Source organism: Dryocola clanedunensis subsp. sulfonylureivorans (assembly GCF_016756775.1).
GTDB classification, from domain to species: Bacteria; Pseudomonadota; Gammaproteobacteria; order Enterobacterales; family Enterobacteriaceae; genus Dryocola; species Dryocola clanedunensis.
In genome coordinates, this window is the sequence record NZ_JAERMU010000020.1 from 58,236 (window position 1) to 79,796 (window position 21,561).

Genomic DNA, 21,561 nt, shown 5'->3' on the forward strand with positions numbered 1-21,561 from the left:
TACTGTCCGGAAGGAGCAGACAGCATCATGCTACCAAATATGGTATTGATTTTTTTACTCATGGTCTCTGGCTGGATGGTTCAGAGAGGAGGGTTTTGCCTGGTTGCAGCGGTAAGTAGGGCTATGGAAAAGCGTCCTGAACGCTTGTTACTTATTTTATCGATCGCCTTTATCTCTGTTCTGGTAGTGCTTTTGTTTCAGTCGCCGCTGAACTATTCGCCGACCGGCAAAGTACTGTGGAGTTCGTTGTCCGGAGCCATTTTTTTTGGCATCGGGGCAGCGTTGAACCGGGGATGTTTTTTTGGCACCCTGTCCAATATGGCCAGAGGTGATGGGCATATGCTGTTTACCTTAGCAGGGATGATGGCCACAACTGCATTTATTCCTGCTGGTTTTTTTGTGACACTCCCTCTTGAACAGGGACATCCATCGCTGCTGCTTGGTCTGTTTTTATTTACTGCGTCTCTGATCTGTTGGTCGCGGTGCCGCCGAAATGATCGTCTCCGGAGTGTTATCCGGCTGTTGATCCCGGGGCTGACTTTTGGTTTTATATACACAACTCATATCGGATGGTCTTTGAGCGGGCTACTTACTGAAAGCTGGCACTTCATCCGCCATAATCAAACTATCAACGGAATACGAATTGCCGGGTTCAGCGCTTTCCTTACAGGTATGATACTGTACCATTTCTATTATCAGGATTTTACTTTCATCCGTTGGTCTATTACCAAAGGAATAAAGCATTTTGCTGCGGGTATCATCATGATGATCGGTGCCAGAATGATGGGCGGCGGTAATGATAATCTGCTATTCCATAAGTTGCCTTCACTTACACTCGAGGTTTTTCTTCTTTTATTTATTATGCTGTCAAGTATTGCGATGACACTTTTTATTTTTCGAAAATATGCGGCGAAAACGTTAATGAATGAACTGTAGTTCTGTCTAACGGGGTTGATCGTTCATTTTCATAGTCTCGATCCTCGCTTGATTAGCGGGAGTTATGTTAGGTTGGAAATGCGTTGCTCCAGATTATGATAAGACGGCTCTGGCTAGTTGTTTGGATGGATGCTAACTAGTCCTGATATAGATTGACACTTTAGTGTCCATAAAACGCCTGATGCACTGCATCGGGCGTTTTATATTTCAGTGACAGATGAGGTCTCTCTGTGTTGTATATCTCGATCGACTCCTCCACTATCTTTTGTGCCTGCTCCAGGTCTGCCGGGCACGACAGCAGGAACTCTGTTTTCAGGATCCCGTTTACCCTTTCCGCCAGTGCATTCTGATAACAGTCATAACCGTCTGTCATTGAACAGATTAGCCCGTTTTTCTCATGTACCGACTGATATTCCGTTGCGCAGTACTGAACACCCCGAACCGAATGATGTATCAGCGGGCTGGCCGTCTTTCTCAGCTTTAAAGCCTGCTTCAGAGCTCGGACAACGCTCTCCGTTCTCAGGTCGCTGTGCACATGATATCCCATGATTTTTTCTTGAGCAGGCATCCGTAACCAGACTCAGGTACACCATGCCATTTAGGGTCGGAAGATACGTTATGTCTGCCACCCATTCCTGCTCTGGTCGTCTTACCTTTGGATGTAAGTGATTTTATTCTTGGATTTTTAGAAAAAAAACCCGCCAGAGCCATGTAGGTAGCGGGTTAGAAATATCGAGGCTATTTTTTTATAACTATCCCTAGTTTGACCTGTCAGAACGAACTCTACCACTATGCTGACCGCGCTAAAATGACATTGCACTTGAATGACTTTTCAATTTTTCCAAACTGACGCACTATTTAATTGAACTAACGGCACATTTTTCAATGGGATATGCAAACTGCTTCGTTTCGTATCAGGATTTTTGTATGCGGTTTAGAAATAAAGAACCACCGATGCTAACCAGTTCTCTTTTATGTAAAATACTCAATCTACACTCTCTTTTTTCGAAAAAAAACCGCCAATAATAGCAATGGCGAGGGATTAAAAGGTACTTACTAACGATGAACTGCGATTTATAAAACACATGTAGGTGAGGAAATTCCGCGCGGGCACGAGGTATCCAATTTGTACCAGGAAGATGATGAAGTTGATTAAGATGAACAACAGGCAAGGATGTCTTGCGAGAAATAGCGTCAGCAAACGTTGATTTTCCGCTATTCGAAGGGCCTATAATACATACGTGGACCAAGGTCTTCTAGTGAAACACATGTTACGCACATCTTCATCCCTCTGACATTCGCTCAAATTTAAGATATGAATTCGTCCCCCTACTCCTTACATTCAGAATAAGGATGTGCTTTCAAGGTGACATTTCAGCTCTGGAGAAACAAGAGCCTTCTTAATTTAAGTTTTCAATATTTACTTTTCTAATATTTGCGATAGGCAATGTGCATGATTTGCGATATTACTATATCGTCAATATGTATCCCTGAGTTGGGAAGTTTGTTTAAAATCCTATAACGAATTATTTTTCTCTTTGACACACCACTGTCCGGTGGTGTTTTTTTATGAATCATCCAGTTATGACCTTCATAGCCAGTTCTTTTGTAATGTTCTTTTTATAGGGAACGGGTATTATTCCAACCATTACAGATATAAAAAATGGAAATATATTGATATTTCTTCGTATTAAGCCTTGTGATTTTTAGTTGGGTGTGTTCCATAACCTTTAGAAAATAAAAATAGCAACTCCTCCCAACAGGGCAGTCAGGTGGCTCTGCGCATTGCCTTGTTCAAGGCAACAATTAAATGCGCTCCAGCTGTTGAACACTTTTCCCCAAGCACATTTACATAGATGTCTAAACCACCTGACGCTTCCCTGAATTTTTGACCTCACTCAATACTTGCCTTCACAATTATATTGTTAATATATAATCCGGGCCAAAAAAGTAATAAGAGGCTGAACTTTTCCATCAGAATATTTCACGCCAATTTAGTGAGCTCCTACAACCATTACAAACATAATTATTGATACAAATGACGCACAAAGAAACAACAATGACCACACCTTCTCGCTGTGATAGGTTTTTTGTTCAAAAACAAGGTTGCCGTACAGTATTGTACGGATCTCAAATGCATCTCGAATGAATCCCCCCTTGCCAACCTATCTATTGATAGGTATATTGAGTTTTAACAGTCCAGCACAACACACGGCAACGCGCTTAAAAAGAGAAATGATATTAACAAGGTGAGGAAAATAATGATTTCAGTGCTCATGGTCTTACCGGCGATCAGTTTCTCCATCCAAAGCCGCAGGTTACAGCTCTGGAAACTCAGGCTTATATTCTGAATGTCAGCCATGATGCAGCCCAATATCGCCAGCGTCAGTGAGATGTACGCGTATTCCGGTATCGCTATACGTTAGTTACCGCTAAGGAACTCCCCTGCAGCGATGTTCGACAGCCTTCTTGTTTCTGGCTTTTCTGTGTGCTTTTAATATTTCAGTGACCGGAGGTAACAGTGTCCACTTATGACAACCTGCTTGAACTTGCAGATAGTTTTATCCAGGAAAATGGCTACCAGGGATTCAGCTATGCTGATCTTGCAACCCGTCTCAATATACGAAAAGCCAGTATCCATTACCATTTCCCGACTAAGACCGACCTTGGAATAGCATACTGTGACTGGAAGGAGGCTAGTTTTCTCAGACTTGAAACCAGTCTCCAGTCCCTCCCTCCAGGCTGGAGCAGGCTGAAGGAGTATATGGCCGCCTTTCTGCAATGCTCTGAGCAAGGCCAGATGTGCGGCATACACGCTATGTTGTCCGACAGTAATGTATTTGAGCCAGCCCTGCAGGATGCCGTGAATCGTTTGGCCCAGACCGACCTGCGCATTCTAACGGACGTGCTCGACAGTGGAAGAATAAGCGGTGAGCTTGTATTCAACTCCTCGCCGGGTGATATGGCTCTTATCATAGGCTGTGCAATTAAAGGTGCCCTAATGCTTAACCGCATCCCTCCCCATGATGCTTGTACCCGCACCCTGGAATCGCTGGAGTTATTACTCTGCGCTGATTCTGATAAATAGCAGATGTCAAGGCTACACCCTGACCATAAATCACGTCTCTACATCTAGTTCATCGAAAAGTGTACGCAGTCTCTTTTCAGTATATATGCCAGCTGAGGCACAAACTCTCCCCTGGTGGCATCACAGTTATCGCTCTGAATAGTGAAGTATAGTGGTGCAGACGCAAACTCACAAAGGAAGGATACAGAATATCGTCCAGCGGCATTTCAGGAAGTGGTGACGGGTGCAAGGATAAAGGCGCGACAAGTGCACGTCTAAGGTTATTTTGCTCTTTGCCATGCACGGTATTCGAATGCGTTGGCGTCAAATTTTGCGGCCCGCAAAGAAATAGGCAAAGGCCGTTTGTTGTCCGAGTAAAGATTGCTTGCTGGAGCGGCGCGCAAGAAAACTCATTGATAAGCTATTGCTTTACGCCATCACGCATTGTGCCACAGTATAAATACTCTTCATATAATCGTCATTACTCTGTGTTGCGTGATTTTCTAACATCATTTTGATCGTGCTGCCGTTCACGACCTGCCCTGACTGCTTGACCATAACTGCAGCCCTACCTATGACACGACATACATCATCGAATACTGCTCGGTCTGCAACTTCCTTAACCATAGTAATCCTTTATTTAGAATCTCAAAATGAAAAGCCTTTACAGAACAATCACAAGTGAAACCTATAATAGGATATGAGCATTTATTCCCTAGTAATACAACACCAAATTATTAAATATGTAATTTAAAACCCCATGGTAACGCAACACTATGAAAGCATGCGTTTTAGTTTGAGATTTTTCTTAATCGCAGTAGCGCTCTGTAATCTAGTTCACTCATCTTCGGGATGATTTTATTTACCCCGTTCCTTGCGAATATTAAACTATCATATTTAATGAATTAGTCCTTTCATCACGCTTACAGCTTTGTTAAATAAATCAAACTCTTGCTGAATGGCAGGATCAGGTCATGGTCATCCTGACAACGCAGGTAGTTCCGGGGCAAAGCAGAGGGTTCAGTGACATTACGCGATTACCACAGGCACGTTGCAGAAGCTTTGGAGTGGCGCGTGCACTGAATAAAATGACGAAAGAAGGCATGCCAGAAAGTGTACGTATCGCCTGAGAGTCAGAGGGACGCTTCGCAAAAATCTGATTTATTCAACAAAGCAGTGAAATACTCTCGGAGACATGATGAGTTAATTCTGCACATACAAATTTTATGTATATCCTCATGGAAGTGTTTTCTCGTATAAACGGTAGTGTTTATAGGGAACGGCACCAATACGTTCTAATATCGTTCGCATACCAGTGTTGGATTCGAGTATCCACGACATTTCCAGCGCGTCAATATTACAACGCGCAAATGGTTCACGCAGCGCCTCAATAAGCAGTAACGCAATAATCGGCCCGAGGCGACTGAAATGGTATTGCTGACTAACACCCATCAGAGGAACTCGCGCTGTGTGCACGCCGCTGACTTTCAGACGCCACAATAATTTCGCCCAACCAAATGGCAATAAACGCCCTCCCAGGCCTGCTACAGCCTCATTGAGGTTTGGCAGACCGACGATAAAACCACAGGGAGTGCCATCCACCTCGGCGATATGGATCATATCGTCAGGGACCACCAACTTCAACTGCTCCCCCATGGTCGAAAACTCACGCTCAGTGAAGGGAACAAACCCCCAGTTATGCTGCCATCCGGAATTGAACAATCCACGTAACAACTGGACTTCTTCCTTGAAGCGCTTACGATTGAGGCGCCGAATGGTCACCTTTGTACGCATCTGATCCATCATCTTTGTTAATGGAGGCGAAAAGTGTAAATCGGTTCTTTTCATCCAGTAAGCGATTAAGTCCATGCCTTTGCCATAGCCCTGCTGCTCGATGCGAGCCGCATAATATGGCTTGCCGTGGTTCATCATGGCCGAAGGTGGGGTATCAAAACCCTTTATCAGTAAACCACTTTCCTGGTTGATATTCAGGCTGAAAGGGCCGCTAATTTTACGCGTGCCTTTCGATTTCAGCCACTCTTCCGCAGCGCTGAATAATGCGTTAAAAACGACGTCATCATCGATGGCATCGATCATGCCAAAATGTCCGGTATATTCACCGTAAAGTTCGCGGTGTAGGGAGTCTATTTGCGCGATGATCCGCCCAACTATTTCCCCCTCTTTCCGGGCTACCCACGCCTGCCATTCAATATGTTCAGTACATGGATTTTTTTTTGACAGGTGTTCTTTACGCTCCAAGTACAGCGGATCAATCCAGTTTGGATCATCGCGGAACAGCAACGTTGGAAAAGTAATAAATTCTTTCAAAGTATGTTTATCGACAACTTTTTCAACACAAATCATAAATAGCCTTCAATCGTAAAATGTAAATACACATATTCTAAAAATGTTATTTTATTTTCTAGTGTGGTTGTTCAACATGATTCATTAGCATGGCGAATGTTAAACATCATTACCATCAATATCTTTACCAGTAAAAGCTAAAATCATCCTGACTTCCAGATTCAAAATGACTTCATCGTTCATTCCTGTATTTTATGCTTGAAAATGTTTCCATCATGTTCGATTCTACAGTTCGTAAGGTTTCAGCTCCTACAAAAATCCAACAAGGGTTTGCCTGAAATATAAAAATGCAGAACATGTTTCATGGGGTAAAAAAATAGTTGAACATCAAAATTATTCAGCACATATTTGTACCATAGTGAAAAATCAATTGTTCGCCACAAGCTACCTTTATCTTTTGGCGATACATTAATGTATGGGTAAGTTATTTATGTCTGAGCCTGCAACCAACTCCGTTAACTCTCTTGCTATGCGTTATGCGGACTTCCCCAGTTTAGTGGACGCTCTGGATTACGCGGCGCAGGGCGATACAGGAATGAATTTTTACGATCGTAGAAATCAACCCGTGTGCGTTCTGAAATATCTCACGCTGAAACAGCGGGCGATATCTGGCGCACGGCGTTTGTTAACACTGGGTCTCAAGAAAGGGGATCGGGTGGCGCTTATTGCAGATACAAGCGCAGGATTTGTTGAAGCGTTCTTTGCCTGCCAGTACGCTGGCTTAGTGGCGGTACCGCTGGCAATTCCGATGGGCGTTGGGCAGCGCGACTCATATACAGCGAAACTAAAAAGGCTGATTGCAAGCTGCCACCCTTCAGCGATCGTCACCAGTGGAGAATGGTTGCCGTTGATTGCTTCCGCTACGATGGGAAAGTCGGCCATGCACATTTTCAGCGAGGCAGATTTTAACGCCCTCCCTGAAGATGATATCCCGTTGCCAGTACCTTCAGCGGACGACATCGCTTATCTTCAGTACACCTCAGGAAGCACCTGCTTTCCGCGCGGCGTCATAATTACCCAACGTGCAGTCATGGCTAACCTTAGAGTGATTAGCCGCGACGGGATCGGGTTGCGTGCGGGCGACCGCTGCGTCTCCTGGCTGCCGTTTTATCACGATATGGGGCTGGTCGGTTTCGTGTTGACCCCGATGGCGACCCAGCTGTCCGTCGACTATCTACGCGCCCAGGATTTTGCCATGCGCCCGATGCAGTGGCTCAAACTGATCGCAAAAAATCGCGGCACCGTGTCTGTCGCCCCGCCGTTCGGCTACGACCTGTGCCTGCGCCGCAGCAATGCCAAAACTTTGGCCGAACTGGATCTTTCCAGCTGGCGCGTGGCGGGAGTGGGTGCTGAGCCGATCCCCGCTGAATTGCTAAACCAGTTTGCTGAACACATCCGCCACTCAGGTTTCGACGGCAAAGCATTCATGCCCTGTTATGGCCTGGCCGAAAATACTCTCGCGGTGAGTTTTTCCGACAGCGGCTCAGGATCGCAAACCAACACGGTAGACCGCGACATTCTTGAATATGATGGCAAAGCGGTCACTCCCGGCAAAAAAACGCGTGCTGTCTCGACGTTTGTAAACTGTGGCAAGGCGCTGCCTGGCCACCGCATTGAAATCCGCAACGAAAGCGGACAACCACTGCCGGAACGCTATGTCGGACATATCTGTATTTCCGGTCCTAGCCTGATGAACGGATATTTCTGCGATGATGAATCACAGCATCACATCAAGATGACCGGCTGGATGGACACCGGCGATCTAGGTTACCTGCTGGACGGTTATCTGTACGTCACTGGTCGTAAAAAGGATTTGATTATTATTCGCGGCCGCAATATCTGGCCCCAGGATATTGAGTGCGTCGCCGAAACCGAGCCGGAAATCTGTTGCGGCGATGCGGTGGCATTTGTGGTCGAAGAGCACAGCGAAGCGGCAAAGGTTATTTTGCAAATCCAGTGCAAGGTCGGCTCACCGGAGCGACGTGTGCAAATAATACGTTCCCTGAGCAAACGTATTCAAAGCGAATTTGGCATATTGGTGGATGTCGAGCTGCTTCCGCCGCATAGCATTCCCCGGACGTCGTCGGGAAAACCCGCCCGTGCCGAAGCCAAAAAACGCTGGCTGAGCAGCTTTGATCTCTACCCGCAGCTGGTTGGTTTCGCGCAATGAAGGGCACCGTCGCCGTCACGGGGGTGACCGGTTTTATCGGCCGGCATATCGTCAATGAACTGCTGGCACAGGATTTTACGGTACAGGCCCTGACCCGGCGCGTGCAAAATGACGCCGTCGACAATCTGTGGTGGGTTCCAGGTGACCTTGCCGATCGGGATTCGCTTAACGAGCTGGTTAGCGGCGCCGACTATGTCATTCACTGTGCAGGCCAGGTGCGCGGACATGCTGAAGAAATTTTCACCCACTGCAACGTGACCGGCAGCATCAACCTGATGCAGGCGGCCAGACAGAGCGGTAACTGCAAACGTTTCTTGTTCATTTCTTCTCTGGCAGCCCGCCATCCGACGCTGTCGTGGTACGCAAACTCAAAGCATGTCGCCGAACAACAATTACTCACTCTGGCCTCTGATATGGCGCTGGGCATTTTCCGCCCGACTGCGGTTTACGGGCCGGGGGATAAAGAGTTGAAACCACTATTCAACGGACTGCTGCGCGGCATGCTTCCCCGACTGGGTGCCCCTGAAGCGAAACTATCTTTTTTGCACGTCAGCGATTTGGCAAAGGCCGCAAGCCAGTGGTTGCTGGCCGATCTCCCGCAAACTGACACATACGAACTGTGCGACGGCGTTAGCGGAGGATATAACTGGCAACGCCTGCGGGATATCGGTGCAACCGTTCGTCAGGGGCCAGTTCGTCTTGTACGCATCCCGTTGCCGTTGCTCAAGTTACTGGCGGAGATAAGCACGATGTGTAGCCGCCTGACAAAGCAGGAGCCAATGCTGACTCGCAGCAAAATAAATGAGCTAACGCATTGTGATTGGTCTGCCAGCAATCAATGTCTCTCGCAACATATTAACTGGTCTCCCAAGGTGAGTCTGGAGCACGCGCTGCGCGAAGGGCTGTTTTGATTATTTCAAATCGAGGTGTATCAACATTTTTATGAAAAATCACGATACTGTTATGGACTACATCCTGACTTGTTTACAGGGTATCGTCGAAAGTGGCTTAGTAGTAAAACCTGATAGCGATCTCGTCAACGATCTCGGCCTGGAATCCATCAGGGTAATGGATCTACTGATGATGCTTGAAGATAAACTGGATATCTCCATTCCTATTAATATATTGCTGGATGTCAGAACCCCAAAGCAACTGCATGATGCACTCCAGCCGCATCTGGAGAAAGATCATGGGATTATATGATAAGTTTTCTCGGTTCAGTAACGAGCGGGAAAAGTTTCAGGCACATGGTCTGAACCCTTTTGGTACCTGCATCGACGAGGTTTTTTCCGCGACCAAGGGGCGGATTGGCGATCAAAAAATTGTCCTTGCGGGTACCAATAACTATCTCGGCCTGACTTTCGATGAACAGGCGATTGCTGAAGGGCAGGCTGCGCTTGCTGCGCAAGGCACCGGCACCACCGGCTCACGCATGGCGAACGGCAGCTATGGACCTCATTTACAGCTGGAACTGGAGCTAGCTGAGTTTTTTAATCGTCCCAGTGCCATCATCTTTTCCACCGGCTATACCGCCAATCTGGGGGTCATCAGTACTCTGGCACAGCCTGGTTCCGTTGTACTGATCGATGCGGACAGCCACGCCAGCATTTATGATGCGTGCGCGCTTGGTGGGACGGAGATTATTCGCTTTCGACACAATGACGCTGAGGATCTGGAGCGGCGAATGGTAAGGCTGGGCGCGCGGGCGCGCGAGGCAATTATTATTGTGGAAGGTATTTACAGCATGCTGGGTGATGTCGCACCGTTGAGGGAAATCGTCGATATCAAACGGCGACTCGGCGGCTATCTGTTGGTCGATGAGGCACACTCATTTGGCGTGATGGGCGCTCACGGCCGCGGGCTTGCTGAAGCGCTGGGTGTAGAACAGGATGTGGATATTATTCTCGGCACCTTCAGCAAGAGCCTTGCCTCTATCGGCGGTTTTGCCGTCGGCAACGCGGGGATGGAAGTGTTGCGCTATTGCAGCCGCCCGTTCATCTTTACCGCTTCGCCATCGCCCTCCAGCATTGCGTCTGTGCGTTCGACGCTAAAAAAAATAGCTCTCCATCCTGAACTGCGTGAAAAGCTGTGGAACAATGCCCGCCGCCTGTATCAAGGGTTGACCGGGCTTGGGTATACCCTAGGACCGCGCATCAGCCCAGTGGTGCCGGTGATGATCGGCTCGCAGGCAGAAGGACTGAGCTTATGGCGCGCACTTATCGCCAACGGCGTGTATGTCAATCTGGTGTTACCTCCGGCCGCGCCAATGGGTGATACGTTGCTGCGATGTAGCGTCAATGCTGCGCACAGTGATGAAGATATTGATGCTATCATCCACGCATTTGCTGTACTGAAAAAATAGTCCCGCGACACAGTGATGGAACAGCAACGGTGATTATCGTCAGCGTCACCTCGCTGCTCTTCTTTATCCCGTAATGATATCGCCGCTGCTTCTGTCCCCCAGATAGCGGTATTTTTTTGCCGCCATAAACTTTGCAACAGCCTTTTCTGCCTCGCAAAGTACTTTATCGAGAGGCAAATTTGTATCGATATTCACGATGTCAGCCCCGTTGAAGGTTAATAATGGCGTGACCGCAATTTTTCTCTCCAGAGACGCCCTGAGATGATCGGGCTTACGGGCGCAAGCTACTTCCAGATCAACATTCAGCTTGATGACTAAATCCGGTTTATGCTCTGTCATCCACTGGAATGTCGCCAGCTCATATGCCGCCAGCCATTTAACAAAAAAGCTTCCTTCGACGTCGGCGGGGAATGTCGGACCGTCATATGCACCGGGGAATTGCAGTTGTGGAAAACGATCGGCCAGGACAATAAATCCTTTCTCACGCAAAGCCAGCATGCAGCGAAAGCGCCGCCGACGCCGTACCACGAAAGCACTAACCACCAGGGCAGACAGCAGATCGTAGTGAGTTTTATCTGCGTTGATTTTTTTGGCTTTGTGCTCAATGGCCTTGCCAATCGGCCGCCCTACTAGAGGAAGTTGCGATACCGCGCGTCCGACGTTCCCCGCCTGTTTTCCCAAATGGACCATGGACGCCGGACCATATTTTTTTACATATTCGATCAAATGTTCACAAACGGTGGATTTACCCGATCCGTCGCTGCCGATGATCGCAATCAACGGTGGCAATGTTGTACTCATAATAAGACCCTTTTTCCAGACACCGGAAACGGTGCATTATTTTGTAAAACGAAACGCGGTCTGGCATCGCCATCAATTCTGCGCGGACAAATAGTTTCAATTCGTTGCCAATAATACAATAAAATTGTTCGTGCATCAGGTTATGTGCCCTGCATTCTTAGCGAGCAACAACGGTGATTAACATGAGCATTCAAACAGAATTCACTTAAAATGGCCATATTTTGGAATAATGTTTTTTAAATTATAAGTCACATAGATACCTGGAGCACAAATATCATTACTGCTGCATGCGGCTATAATAAATATCTTGAACCCATAGGAGATCGTAATACAATGCTTTTTTTGCATTGGATTAATTATTGTGAGAAAGAAGATAAATCCTGAGTCTATTTTTCCGCACGTAGGCGTCATTGCGATAACCGGTTGTGATGGCTCAGGCAAATCAACTCTGGCAACCAGCCTTGTTAGCTATTTATCCGAGCAGCATCCCGTAGAATTGCTCTACCTTGGCCAGTCTTCGGGGCGTATTGGTGCATGGGTAAGTGCGCTGCCAGTAATTGGCGTGCCTTTCGGGCGTTATTTGCTGGCGAAATCTGAACATGTGCATGAACGTCCTTCCATACCTCCAGACAATACAACAGCGCTGGCTATTTTTCTGCTTTCGTGTTGGCGGGTTTACAAATTCCGCCGCATGTTAGCGAAAAGCCGCCGGGGTACATTGTTGGTTACCGATCGTTATCCACAGGCAGAGGTTGCGGGGTTTCGTTTCGACGGCCCGCAACTGGCAAAAACGACAGGCGGTAACCGCTGGATTAGCTGGTTGCGAAAACGCGAGCAGGGTTTTTATCAATGGATGGCCTCTTATCCACCGTTATTATTGATTCGGTTGGCAATAGATGAAGAGACGGCTTGGTTACGCAAGCCCGATCATCAGCGGTCTGCTTTGCGTGATAAGATTGCCGTTATTCCGCAGCTGACTTTTAACGGTGCCAGAATCCTTGAATTAGATGGGCGGCGACCTGCAAGTGAAATATTTGATGAATCACTACGGGCGGTTAAACATACTCTTGCGGCAGCCAATACGTAGCCGGAAGTTAACACTTTGTTACTAAAACAGATGAAAATAAATAGACACTCATCCAAAGTTAACTCCCCTGCAGCCTGTATTCACGGGCTTATTGCCGTGGTGGGTAGCGATGGTACAGGAAAATCTACGCTGACCACCGACCTGGTCAAAAAAATGCGGCAGTATCGTGCAACAGAACGGTGTTATTTAGGACTTATCTCGGGGGAAGACGGCGACAAAATAAAGCGACTGCCTCTCATCGGAATATGGCTGGAGCGGCGGTTAGCAGCTAAATCTGATAAGTCCCAGCGCATGAACAATAAGCCGCCAGCACTGTGGGTGGCATTCATCATGTATGGTTTTTCACTGTGGCGGACGTTTAATTTACGCCGTGTTCTGCGGCTGGCGCACAGTGGCGTGTTGGTGATAAGCGATCGTTACCCGCAGGAGGAAATTTCAGGCTTTTACTATGACGGGCCCGGCATTGGCGTTGAGCGCGCGAAGGGTTGGCTGCAGATATGGCTGGCAGCACGCGAACGCCGTTTATATCAACAAATGGCCCGCTATCGCCCGCAGCTAATCATCCGCCTTGATATCGATGTAGATACTGCGTTTGCACGTAAACCCGATCACAGCTATGAAGAACTGAAAGACAAGATTTCTACCATGGTTCGCCTGCGTTACAACGGTGCAACCATTGTCGAAATTGATGCCAGAGCGCCTTACGAAGATGTGCTGAGTCAAGCACTCGCAGCCATATTCGCCGTTGCGCTCCCAACTCAGCGAGTGAACGAAGCTTTCGGGTAACCCTGCCGCGTGCTGGTATCAGGGAAATAAACATGGATTTATTAATCAGATAAAGGACTGGCCGGTGACTGCGAAGTACAAGATATTGCAATACAACGATTACAGCTGGACCAGGTCATGAAACATTGGTTTGCTGATGGTGCTTTTCGTTCCATTCTACGTAATGCAGCTTATTTAGGCTCCGGCAGCGCGGCTGGCGCCCTGCTCGGCCTGGTGGCACTAGCCTGCGCCGGCAAAGGCATGTCGCCGGAAATGTTTGGCGTGCTTGTGGTTATTCAGGCCTATACCAAAGCGGTCAGTGATTTTATTAAATTCCAGACATGGCAACTTGTGGTTCAGTTCGGCACCCCCGCACTTGCGCAGAACAATACCCGGCGGTTCAGTGATGTTGTTGGCTTCTCGTTTGGCCTGGATATTATGGGCGGCAGTATCGCAGTGCTGGGTGGTATGTTACTGCTGCCGTTTTTATCCCATGCTTTGGGCCTGGACACGAAGATCTTCTGGCTCGCCATTCTCTACTGCACCCTCATCCCGTCAATGACCTCGTCCACGCCGACCGGCGTGCTGCGCGCCTTTAACCGCTTCGATCTCATCGCCGTTCAGCAGGCTATCAGGCCTTTCCTGCGGGCGGCAGGCAGCCTGGCTTCATACTATTTCGACCTGGGATTTCCGGGGTTTATCGTTACCTGGTATATATCTAACCTTGCCGGCGGCACGCTGTTTTGGTGGTTTACGGCACGAGAACTGCGCAGCCGGGATATACATAATGCACTTAAGCCGCACCTGTTCAAAGCCGAACGACGCCTGGAGGGCGCATGGAATTTTGTCTGGACGACTAACATTGCGCATACCATTTGGGCTGCACGTAACTCGTGTACCACGGTGTTAGTTGGTGTGTTTCTGGGGCCAGCCGCTGCCGGGCTGTTCAAAATCGCAATGACCTTTTTCGATGCGACTGGGACGCCGGCGAAAATGCTGGAGAAAAGTTTCTACCCAGAGATCATGCGCATGGATCCACGAACAACCAAACCGTGGCTGTTGGGCCTACGTTCGTCGCTGCTTGCCGGGGGAGTCGGCATCGCCGTTGCACTGTTGATCCTGTTTGTCGGCAAGCCGCTCATTGGCCTGGTCTTCGGGCATCAATATCTTGAAGCCTATGATCTTATCCAAATCATGCTGGGCGCGATTATCGTGTCCATGATGGGGTTTCCACAGGAATCCTTACTATTTATGGCCGGAAAACAGCGTGATTTTCTCATCGCGCAGGCGATTGCCTCTGTTTCCTACATTGTGCTGCTGGTGAGCATGTCGTACACCTTCGGCGTACAGGGCGCAGCTTTAGCTTATTTACTGGGGCAATGTTTAGACGTCCTGTTATCCCTGCTCCCGACAATTGGTGCTTACCGCAATCGTGCATTGTTGAGGATAAATGTCCATGGAGAGAATAATTAATGACATGCAAAAGTTACTGGAAAAAATTCTCTGCTGAAACAGTGCAGGCGCTGTTTGTCGCGGTGGAAGATGATGATCGGATTAAAGCCGATATCAGCCTGCCACCTGTCATTGATATGCAGTGTTCAGTAGAGGGTATTAGGGACAATTATGCGCTGTGCCTACAGTTCTGGGAGGACGGGTTTACCCGCCAGGAACTACTGCAGCTGGTGAAAAGTTTCCAGCAAGACCCGCAAATAGCTGCCACAACCCGTATGCGCTACAAATACATCCGTGCGCGTTATAAACACCTGCGGTTTGCTCAACATCTTTACGGCGAAAAACACCAGTCCAACCGTTTGTTTCACACCACAACCGTCGCACTCGGCCATTTTCAGGATGCCTATCGTAACGGTAACCAGCGGCAGCTTGAGCAATATGGCAACTGGCTGAAGCTGCTGCTCAGCAAACCGGTCTGGTCATGGGTACGTTTTGCGCTGCGCCATACCCGAATGGCAAACGAACAAGGTTTTAACGCCTACCATCTGGAGCAAATGCGTCGGCTCCAGCAGCTAGTCTCCAGCCCTGAGCTTACCGGACTGCAGTTTCACAACGTGCGAAAAATTATCAGCAGGCAGGTCTCTTTTTACGACACCCTGAGGTCTATTGAGCCTGGCAATATTCAAGCTAGGCAGATCTCTCAATTTTTGGCAGCGATCAACGGATTAATGGGCGATCGGCATGATGTGATGGTGGCGGATAAACTGGCGGGAGGTACTAGCTATGATCAGCCCTCACTGCTGGATAGCGATATTCGCCAGCGCCTTGAGCTGCTTCTTTCTCGTTCCGGGATAACTGCAGACAGATAAATGTGTTTTCACCCCAGAGTCAATTCGATGCTTAGTAAATTGCCGATCTTCGCACTGCTGCTCTCCTCTCTGATGGCATCAGCGCATAATTTTAAGCCGGGAAAATTGCTCCCGCAGGTCGCCATTGCCGAGCGCGGCGAGCTGCTGCTGAACAATGACGATTTCAGCTACCGACCGTGGCGGAGCGCGGAGCTTGCGGGCAAGGTGCGCATTATCCAGTACATCGCCGGTCGTAAGTCAGCCAAAAAGAAAAACTCACTATTAATTACCGCAGTTAAAGAGGCGAACTTTCCCAACGATCGCTTTCAGCCTACCACCATCATCAATACCGACGATGCGATCCCCGGCTCCGGCTTTTTTGTTCGCGGAAAAATCGAGAAAAATAAAAGAAATTATCCCTGGGCACAGTTCATCGTCGATAGCGATGGGTTAGGGCGTTTAGCATGGCAGTTGCCTGAGGAGAACTCCACCATCGTAGTGCTGGATAAGGCCGGGCGTGTACAATGGGCAAAAGATGGTTCGCTGACTCCCCAGGAAGTTGACCTGGTGATAGCCCTGCTGCGCTCGTTGATATACCGACAAAAACCATGAATTTACAGTAACTTTCCGTAGGGACCCCTGGAGCGACTACTTATGTATTTGATTGAACGCTACATCATGGTTGAAATCCGCCGTCTGGTTATGATAATCGCGAGCTTTCTGATCTTTATTTTCGCCAGCTACTCCGCCCAGCGCTACCTTACCGATGCCGCTAACGGCACGCTGGCGTTGGGCATCGTTGCTGACGTTGTTTTTTATAAGTCTTTAATTGCATTAGAGATGATATTACCCGTCGCACTGTACGTATCCGTTGCGGTCGCACTCGGTCAGCTCTACAGCGATACAGAAATCACCGCTATGCAAGCATCAGGCGCCAGCCCGCTGCTACTCTATAAGGCGGTGTTGGTACTCGCAATTCCGCTGGCGATAGGAGTCACACTGCTTTCGATGTACGGCAGGCCCTGGGCCTATGCCAATATTTATCAGCTAAGGCAGCAGTCGCAATCTCTTGTGGACATCAGCCATTTACAGGCCGGCAAATTTAACGTCGGCGACAACGGCCGAATGGTTCTCGCGAGTAAAATCGACAAAGCGGCAAACCATCTTTCGGACGTCTTGATTTACCTTCGCTCCGAAAAACATACCAATCTGTATAGTGCTGCTTCCGTTAAGGTTATCAGCACTTCCCCCTCAAGCCCTACTGTCAGGCTAAAAAAAGGCACATCTTATGTACTGGATCGCCAGGGCTCAGACGACAGCTGGCAAGATTACGACAACTTTGATGTTTCGCTAAAACCGATCGTGCAAAGCGTCGAATCAAAGCACAAGTCTTCCCCGCTGGCGGTGTTAGCCAACTCAGGGGATCCTGGTGACAGGGCTGAATTACAGTGGCGGTACAGTCGCGGGCTGATTACCGTGCTGATGGTACTGCTAGCTATTCCATTGAGCCGTACCGAGCCTCGGCAAGGGCGCTACGCCACGCTGCTTCCCCTCACTGTGTTGTTTGTCGCTATTTTTTATGGTGGGAATATTTGCCGTACACTGGTGGCTAATGGCGCGTTGCCGGTGACACCTGGTATCTGGCTGGTTCCGATAGTCATGTCTATCTGGATACTTTTTCTGCTCGCTCACGATTTGTCGCTGCTACCGAAGAAAACCCGATGACTATCTTTAGTCGCTATCTGATACGCAATGTGTTCATCGGCTTTTTCGCGGCGGCCGGATTGCTTATCCCTCTGTTTACAACCTTTAATCTGATCAACGAACTTGAAGACGTCACTCCTCATGGTTACAGCTGGACACAGGCGTTGCTGGTTACCATCATGACGCTACCACGCACCCTTGTCGATTTGGGACCTTTTGTTGCCCTCCTTGGCGGGATCGTCGGGCTTGGGCTGTTATCCAAAAATAGTGAGTTGACGGCAATCCGCTCTACTGGTATGTCGATTTTCAGCATTGCTCTGGTGATGCTTACAGCTGGCTTGATGATTAACGGGGCGTTGAGTGTCATAGATGAATGGGTCGCCTCGCCGATGCAGCAGCGCGCGCTGCAAATAAAGAATATCGCGAACAAACAAAATACTTCCGGTATCTCACTATGGGCCAGACACGGCAACGAGTTTGTGACGGTTAAGTCCGTCGATAAAAATAGTCAGCCGGTCGGCATTGAGATATTTCGTTACCGGGCCGATCGCTCACTGACATCTTATATCTACGCGCAAAGAGCCAGCACAGCAGCAGATGGCTCGTGGCTACTGCATAATGTGATGCAAAAAAGCTGGAAAAATAACAGTGAAACCCTGCGCAAAAGCGCCACCATGCACTGGCAATCGCTCTTCTTTGTACCGAACCTGAAAGAGTTAACCCTGCCTGCAGGCAGCTTCTCAGTCAGGCAGCTGAACAGATATATCGGTTATCTGCAGCGCACCGGGCAACCCAGCGCCGAATACCGCATAGTGTTATGGAAAAAACTGGGACAGCCCATCCTGGTTTTAGCCATGATTTTACTGGCCATCCCATTTACTTTCAGCAACCCACGAACGCCCGAATTGGGCAACCGCCTGGCCATTGGTTCCATCGTTGGGTTGTTCACCTACATAAGTTATCAAATCATCCTTAACCTGGGGTTGCTGCTTTCACTCAACGTGCCCTTAACTACCCTTGCCCCACCGACTGTTCTCCTGATAATCGCCTTGTGGCAGGTTTATCGTTTTGATAGACAGTATTAATAGGAGTCAGCTTGGAAAACGGAATCTATGGTCACTCCCGTTTTTGCAACACCAATTCGGACCGACGTTAACATGGGAAAAGAACGAGGAAATTTGCGGTCTGGTCTTTGGCAAGGAAACCATCAGATGCATAATTAATCCTGATATAGATTGACGCATTTGTGTCTGTAAACGCCTAATGCACCTGCTGTTTGCGAAATAACAGATTATATCGTTGGATATTACAGCGCGCACAGGCCGCACGAATATAACTGCGGGTTATCAGAAAATCGATACTGGAAAAACTCTAAAATGGTGGCCAGTTTGTGTTGGCCACTTCAATAGATAAGCAGGCCCTTAATAGGCCCTGACCGCATGATGAGTTCATTGAGGCGGTAACAGAGGACCAGATAATATCTGAACTTCATTGATAAACAGGACCTCCTCAGGATTAGATGTCATCCTCCACATACCAAAAACCTCTTCACCAGTTGTTAAATCTTCAACAACCTCGGGCAAAAATAGTGCGATCTCCTTACTACCTTTATAATCAACCCAGTAGTACCTGCTGGCCATAATCATTTCACCTCTTTGACTGTAGTGGTCAACAAAAAGCTTCTCTGACATCATAAAATCAATTCCGAAAAAACAGTATTTCGCCAATACCTTAATGCTTATGTAGATTATTGTATTCTATCTGTAAGCAGATACAAACCTAGAGTATGTACTTTGCCGGATGTCATATCGGTGACAATGACATTGTGCCCTTCCCTGACAATGTCGATATTCCCCTGTCCTGTAAAATCAGTTACAAAGACCTGAAGCACATGTCGTTCTCTGGAACGAAGCACCAGGTAATCAATTAACGACGTCGAAGGGTTATTCGGTCCTTTTGCCTGAATCAACGTACAGGTATTAGTGGAGAAACAGGTGATAGAAAGCGGCTCATCAATATGGTAAACCAGCCGTTTTTTTCCCATCAGTGGCTGTTCTTTGGCCTGTGTGACATAAGGATAGCAAATTTTGAAATCATGCGAATTTTGCACAACCGACTTATTTTCACTGGCGATATGATATACCCCATCAACACATTGATAGTGCGGATTATGTGTTTCAAGAATATCTATCAGCAAATTTTCAGTCACCTTAATGTAACGCCGGAAAATAATGCCATCATATGAATTTTTATCCCACTCTACCCGGACTTTACTGTTCGGCAGTGCCGGTGGCGTGACCCAGGCAACTTCGGTTACCAGCGTACATACAGTCTCCTTATCTTCCCAGAACAATACCCGCGGTGCTGCCGGCGGTTGGTTAAGCCCATTTACACACAACGTATTATGCGCAAAGGTATTTTTATAATAGCCATAATGCAGCGGCGCGCCGTACCCGGTAGTACCCAGGTCAGGAATAACGGCCCTGTAATTATTAAATACAATAAGGTTTAATCGATCGTAGTGGTCGTGCTCCCCACCATAGGGGCCATGTTTGATGCAAACAGCACGCCCAGGATGGTTCCTGATGAGGGTAAATCCTGAGCCAGGATCATGTAGCGTCTTGGCCGGAGGAGGTAACGTTCCCTCAGGTAGATCTTCGCCATAGAAGAGCGCATCAATACTTGTTCGTGGCATCGACATATAGATATGATTCAGCACCTGCGCGTACTGCGGATCCTGGTAGTAACCATAAGCAAATTCGTAAATATCAGTGTGGACAATTGTTTCCTGGCCATTAACACAGTCATTAACTTTAGGCATTGTCATATCGGGCATCAGCAGCTTTAACGGCAACGCCAGCATTTGACGGTAATATTTATGCCCCATTAAGCTATACGCCCCCTTCTGTGCCAGCTTTTCAAAGGCTATAAATCCCTGTAATGCATACAGATGGTAGTGCAGAGACCCCTCAAACCACATGCCTCCCGGCAACAAAGCATGCTCAAGTTGATATAAAAGACCGTATTCACCTCTGACCGCAAAATCGAGATATTTTTCGTCGTCCAGAATTGTGCCAATCATGCCGATAGTGGCATTAATGATCACTTCATGATTGTGAATTTGACGACAGCGATGCTGCATCATAAATTCTGCGCCGCAACGCAGCAACCGATCGGCGATATAATTATATTGTTCATCATTAAGCACTGAGCAGATAATATCAAAACCTCTGGCAAAATCGGCATGGCAGTTTGCCTCACAAAGCGTTTGCGCGTTCGCCTTACCGGGTCCGTTATAGGGAATATCACCGTGCACCTGATAGTCTGGATAGTATTTTGCATATTGCATCAAGAGTGCAATGACCTTATTCAGATAACCGCTGTCATCAGTCAACAGCCAGAGTACAGCCACCTCGTAGCAAGCCCTGGCATTTAATCCGTTTAACCAGCGCCACCACGCACCATAGTAGGGTTCCCCGGTAAAGACAGCGCCATCTATCGGACAGCGATGCTTATTCGGAGAGCGTCGCTCCCACTGCAGGCGAACGCTATGTTCAGGACAGAAAAAATAGTGATTCCATGTAGCACAACCCGTGGACGGAACTAAAATATCATGATTAAGCACATCACTATTGCGCTCGATGAGCGCATTAATAATTTTCGGTGTTACCCGCGCACGCGCTCTTGTTATCTGAGCCTGAGTAAATAATTTCATAATGCCCCTGTGGTTATTAGCTCTAATGCTATAGATGGCCTGATAAATGGCGTTCATTGTTATGGAATTGTCATTAACTTCTGCTTTTTTGCTGCCGCAAGGCAACGAGATACGGGGGTATCATCGCAGGCCAGCCAATAAAAAATACCCACCAGACAAACCAACTTTTCAGACCATTGTAGCGGGAATATATTCCCTGATACTTATGCACCTGCGCAACAAAGTACCCGACAAAGCAATACCATAACAGGCAAGGTAAAAGTGTCTCGATATTCATAGTGATCCCCTAT

At 47.9% G+C, this 21,561-nt stretch carries 18 protein-coding genes and 3 pseudogenes; 14 read left to right on the forward strand and 7 right to left on the reverse strand.

Annotated features, from left to right (window positions below; translation table 11 throughout):
* Nucleotides 1-27 precede the first annotated feature (27 nt).
* Nucleotides 28-936: a YeeE/YedE thiosulfate transporter family protein gene (locus tag HYQ67_RS18530; protein WP_202306012.1), complete on the forward strand. Its 909-nt coding sequence runs from the start codon at nucleotides 28-30 to the stop codon at nucleotides 934-936.
* 160 nt (nucleotides 937-1,096) lie between these two features.
* Here HYQ67_RS18530 and HYQ67_RS18535 read toward each other — a convergent pair.
* Together HYQ67_RS18535 and HYQ67_RS24040 are read right to left on the reverse strand one after the other, a co-directional pair.
* Nucleotides 1,097-1,580: pseudogene (locus HYQ67_RS18535) on the reverse strand (IS3 family transposase); the annotation flags it as partial.
* A gap of 441 nt (nucleotides 1,581-2,021) precedes the next feature.
* Nucleotides 2,022-2,217: pseudogene (locus tag HYQ67_RS24040) on the reverse strand (P-loop NTPase family protein); the annotation flags it as partial.
* 1,240 nt (nucleotides 2,218-3,457) lie between these two features.
* Here HYQ67_RS24040 and HYQ67_RS18540 point away from each other — a divergent pair.
* Complete coding sequence (locus HYQ67_RS18540; protein WP_202306013.1) at nucleotides 3,458-4,024, forward strand: TetR family transcriptional regulator; 567 nt, start codon at nucleotides 3,458-3,460, stop codon at nucleotides 4,022-4,024.
* A 408-nt stretch (nucleotides 4,025-4,432) separates the two neighbouring features.
* Here HYQ67_RS18540 and HYQ67_RS18545 read toward each other — a convergent pair whose 3' ends face one another.
* The gene (locus tag HYQ67_RS18545; RefSeq protein WP_202306014.1) at nucleotides 4,433-4,630 is read right to left on the reverse strand and encodes a DUF2767 domain-containing protein; all 198 of its coding nucleotides are present in this window, start codon (nucleotides 4,628-4,630) and stop codon (nucleotides 4,433-4,435) included.
* A gap of 390 nt (nucleotides 4,631-5,020) precedes the next feature.
* On the opposite strand from HYQ67_RS18545, the pseudogene HYQ67_RS18550 reads away from it, so the two are divergent.
* A pseudogene (locus tag HYQ67_RS18550) lies at nucleotides 5,021-5,133 on the forward strand (IS5/IS1182 family transposase); the annotation flags it as partial.
* A 106-nt stretch (nucleotides 5,134-5,239) separates the two neighbouring features.
* Here HYQ67_RS18550 and HYQ67_RS18555 read toward each other — a convergent pair.
* Nucleotides 5,240-6,367, reverse strand: coding sequence for an N-acetyltransferase (locus tag HYQ67_RS18555; protein WP_202306015.1), 1,128 nt, complete (start codon nucleotides 6,365-6,367; stop codon nucleotides 5,240-5,242).
* Nucleotides 6,368-6,836: 469 nt separating this feature from the next.
* Between HYQ67_RS18555 and HYQ67_RS18560 the strand changes: the two genes are divergently transcribed.
* Genes HYQ67_RS18560 through spt form a run of 4 tightly spaced genes read left to right on the forward strand, consistent with a single transcriptional unit; the run spans nucleotide 6,837 to nucleotide 10,899 of the window.
* The gene (locus HYQ67_RS18560) at nucleotides 6,837-8,537 is read left to right on the forward strand and encodes a fatty acyl-AMP ligase (RefSeq protein WP_237391329.1); all 1,701 of its coding nucleotides are present in this window, start codon (nucleotides 6,837-6,839) and stop codon (nucleotides 8,535-8,537) included.
* Nucleotides 8,534-9,448: an NAD-dependent epimerase/dehydratase family protein gene (locus tag HYQ67_RS18565; protein WP_202306020.1), complete on the forward strand. Its 915-nt coding sequence runs from the start codon at nucleotides 8,534-8,536 to the stop codon at nucleotides 9,446-9,448. Before HYQ67_RS18560 ends, HYQ67_RS18565 begins: the two co-directional genes overlap by 4 nt.
* Before the next feature lie 31 nt (nucleotides 9,449-9,479).
* Nucleotides 9,480-9,740: an acyl carrier protein gene (locus HYQ67_RS18570; protein ID WP_202306021.1), complete on the forward strand. Its 261-nt coding sequence runs from the start codon at nucleotides 9,480-9,482 to the stop codon at nucleotides 9,738-9,740.
* A complete protein-coding gene (gene spt / locus HYQ67_RS18575) occupies nucleotides 9,727-10,899 on the forward strand; it encodes a serine palmitoyltransferase (RefSeq protein WP_202306024.1) in 1,173 nt (390 codons plus the stop codon). Before HYQ67_RS18570 ends, spt begins: the two co-directional genes overlap by 14 nt.
* A 63-nt stretch (nucleotides 10,900-10,962) precedes the next feature.
* On the opposite strand, the gene HYQ67_RS18580 is transcribed toward spt, so the two are convergent.
* On the reverse strand, nucleotides 10,963-11,700 hold the full coding sequence (locus tag HYQ67_RS18580) for a nucleoside/nucleotide kinase family protein (RefSeq protein ID WP_202306026.1): 738 nt from the start codon (nucleotides 11,698-11,700) through the stop codon (nucleotides 10,963-10,965).
* Between the two features lie 361 nt (nucleotides 11,701-12,061).
* On the opposite strand from HYQ67_RS18580, the gene HYQ67_RS18585 reads away from it, so the two are divergent.
* From HYQ67_RS18585 to lptG, 7 genes are all read left to right on the forward strand, one after another.
* Nucleotides 12,062-12,787 (forward strand): nucleoside/nucleotide kinase family protein, encoded by a 726-nt coding sequence (locus HYQ67_RS18585; protein WP_431355453.1) that lies wholly within the window; start codon nucleotides 12,062-12,064, stop codon nucleotides 12,785-12,787.
* A 30-nt stretch (nucleotides 12,788-12,817) separates the two neighbouring features.
* Complete coding sequence (locus HYQ67_RS18590) at nucleotides 12,818-13,573, forward strand: nucleoside/nucleotide kinase family protein (RefSeq protein ID WP_202306066.1); 756 nt, start codon at nucleotides 12,818-12,820, stop codon at nucleotides 13,571-13,573.
* 117 nt (nucleotides 13,574-13,690) lie between these two features.
* Complete coding sequence (locus tag HYQ67_RS18595; protein WP_202306027.1) at nucleotides 13,691-15,025, forward strand: lipopolysaccharide biosynthesis protein; 1,335 nt, start codon at nucleotides 13,691-13,693, stop codon at nucleotides 15,023-15,025.
* Nucleotides 15,025-15,873 carry a hypothetical protein gene (locus HYQ67_RS18600; protein ID WP_202306029.1) on the forward strand — a complete coding sequence of 283 codons (849 nt, stop codon included), beginning with the start codon at nucleotides 15,025-15,027 and terminating at the stop codon, nucleotides 15,871-15,873. The genes HYQ67_RS18595 and HYQ67_RS18600 overlap by 1 nt, the downstream gene beginning before the upstream one ends.
* A 27-nt stretch (nucleotides 15,874-15,900) precedes the next feature.
* Nucleotides 15,901-16,464 carry a YtfJ family protein gene (locus tag HYQ67_RS18605; protein ID WP_202306031.1) on the forward strand — a complete coding sequence of 188 codons (564 nt, stop codon included), beginning with the start codon at nucleotides 15,901-15,903 and terminating at the stop codon, nucleotides 16,462-16,464.
* 42 nt (nucleotides 16,465-16,506) lie between these two features.
* A complete protein-coding gene (gene lptF / locus HYQ67_RS18610; protein WP_202306033.1) occupies nucleotides 16,507-17,577 on the forward strand; it encodes an LPS export ABC transporter permease LptF in 1,071 nt (356 codons plus the stop codon).
* Nucleotides 17,574-18,641 carry an LPS export ABC transporter permease LptG gene (gene lptG / locus HYQ67_RS18615; RefSeq protein ID WP_202306034.1) on the forward strand — a complete coding sequence of 356 codons (1,068 nt, stop codon included), beginning with the start codon at nucleotides 17,574-17,576 and terminating at the stop codon, nucleotides 18,639-18,641. Before lptF ends, lptG begins: the two co-directional genes overlap by 4 nt.
* A 363-nt stretch (nucleotides 18,642-19,004) precedes the next feature.
* Here lptG and HYQ67_RS18620 read toward each other — a convergent pair whose 3' ends face one another.
* Nucleotides 19,005-19,250 (reverse strand): hypothetical protein, encoded by a 246-nt coding sequence (locus tag HYQ67_RS18620; protein ID WP_202306035.1) that lies wholly within the window; start codon nucleotides 19,248-19,250, stop codon nucleotides 19,005-19,007.
* A 53-nt stretch (nucleotides 19,251-19,303) separates the two neighbouring features.
* The gene (locus HYQ67_RS18625) at nucleotides 19,304-21,271 is read right to left on the reverse strand and encodes a heparinase II/III domain-containing protein (RefSeq protein WP_202306043.1); all 1,968 of its coding nucleotides are present in this window, start codon (nucleotides 21,269-21,271) and stop codon (nucleotides 19,304-19,306) included.
* Nucleotides 21,272-21,561: the final 290 nt, after the last annotated feature.

Bases quoted from the DNA above. Each gene is read 5' to 3' on its own strand.
- HYQ67_RS18565 (WP_202306020.1), top strand. From the start codon at position 8,534: ATGAAGGGCACCGTCGCCGTCACGGGGGTGACCGGTTTTATCGGCCGG.
- HYQ67_RS18560 (WP_237391329.1), top strand. From the start codon at position 6,837: ATGCGTTATGCGGACTTCCCCAGTTTAGTGGACGCTCTGGATTACGCG.
- HYQ67_RS18570 (WP_202306021.1), top strand. From the start codon at position 9,480: ATGAAAAATCACGATACTGTTATGGACTACATCCTGACTTGTTTACAG.
- lptF (WP_202306033.1), top strand. From the start codon at position 16,507: ATGTATTTGATTGAACGCTACATCATGGTTGAAATCCGCCGTCTGGTT.
- HYQ67_RS18605 (WP_202306031.1), top strand. From the start codon at position 15,901: ATGCTTAGTAAATTGCCGATCTTCGCACTGCTGCTCTCCTCTCTGATG.
- HYQ67_RS18530 (WP_202306012.1), top strand. From the start codon at position 28: ATGCTACCAAATATGGTATTGATTTTTTTACTCATGGTCTCTGGCTGG.
- HYQ67_RS18555 (WP_202306015.1), bottom strand. From the start codon at position 6,367: ATGATTTGTGTTGAAAAAGTTGTCGATAAACATACTTTGAAAGAATTT.
- HYQ67_RS18580 (WP_202306026.1), bottom strand. From the start codon at position 11,700: ATGAGTACAACATTGCCACCGTTGATTGCGATCATCGGCAGCGACGGA.
- HYQ67_RS18625 (WP_202306043.1), bottom strand. From the start codon at position 21,271: ATGAAATTATTTACTCAGGCTCAGATAACAAGAGCGCGTGCGCGGGTA.
- HYQ67_RS18545 (WP_202306014.1), bottom strand. From the start codon at position 4,630: ATGGTTAAGGAAGTTGCAGACCGAGCAGTATTCGATGATGTATGTCGT.
- lptG (WP_202306034.1), top strand. From the start codon at position 17,574: ATGACTATCTTTAGTCGCTATCTGATACGCAATGTGTTCATCGGCTTT.
- HYQ67_RS18590 (WP_202306066.1), top strand. From the start codon at position 12,818: ATGAAAATAAATAGACACTCATCCAAAGTTAACTCCCCTGCAGCCTGT.
- HYQ67_RS18595 (WP_202306027.1), top strand. From the start codon at position 13,691: ATGAAACATTGGTTTGCTGATGGTGCTTTTCGTTCCATTCTACGTAAT.
- spt (WP_202306024.1), top strand. From the start codon at position 9,727: ATGGGATTATATGATAAGTTTTCTCGGTTCAGTAACGAGCGGGAAAAG.
- HYQ67_RS18620 (WP_202306035.1), bottom strand. From the start codon at position 19,250: ATGATGTCAGAGAAGCTTTTTGTTGACCACTACAGTCAAAGAGGTGAA.
- HYQ67_RS18600 (WP_202306029.1), top strand. From the start codon at position 15,025: ATGACATGCAAAAGTTACTGGAAAAAATTCTCTGCTGAAACAGTGCAG.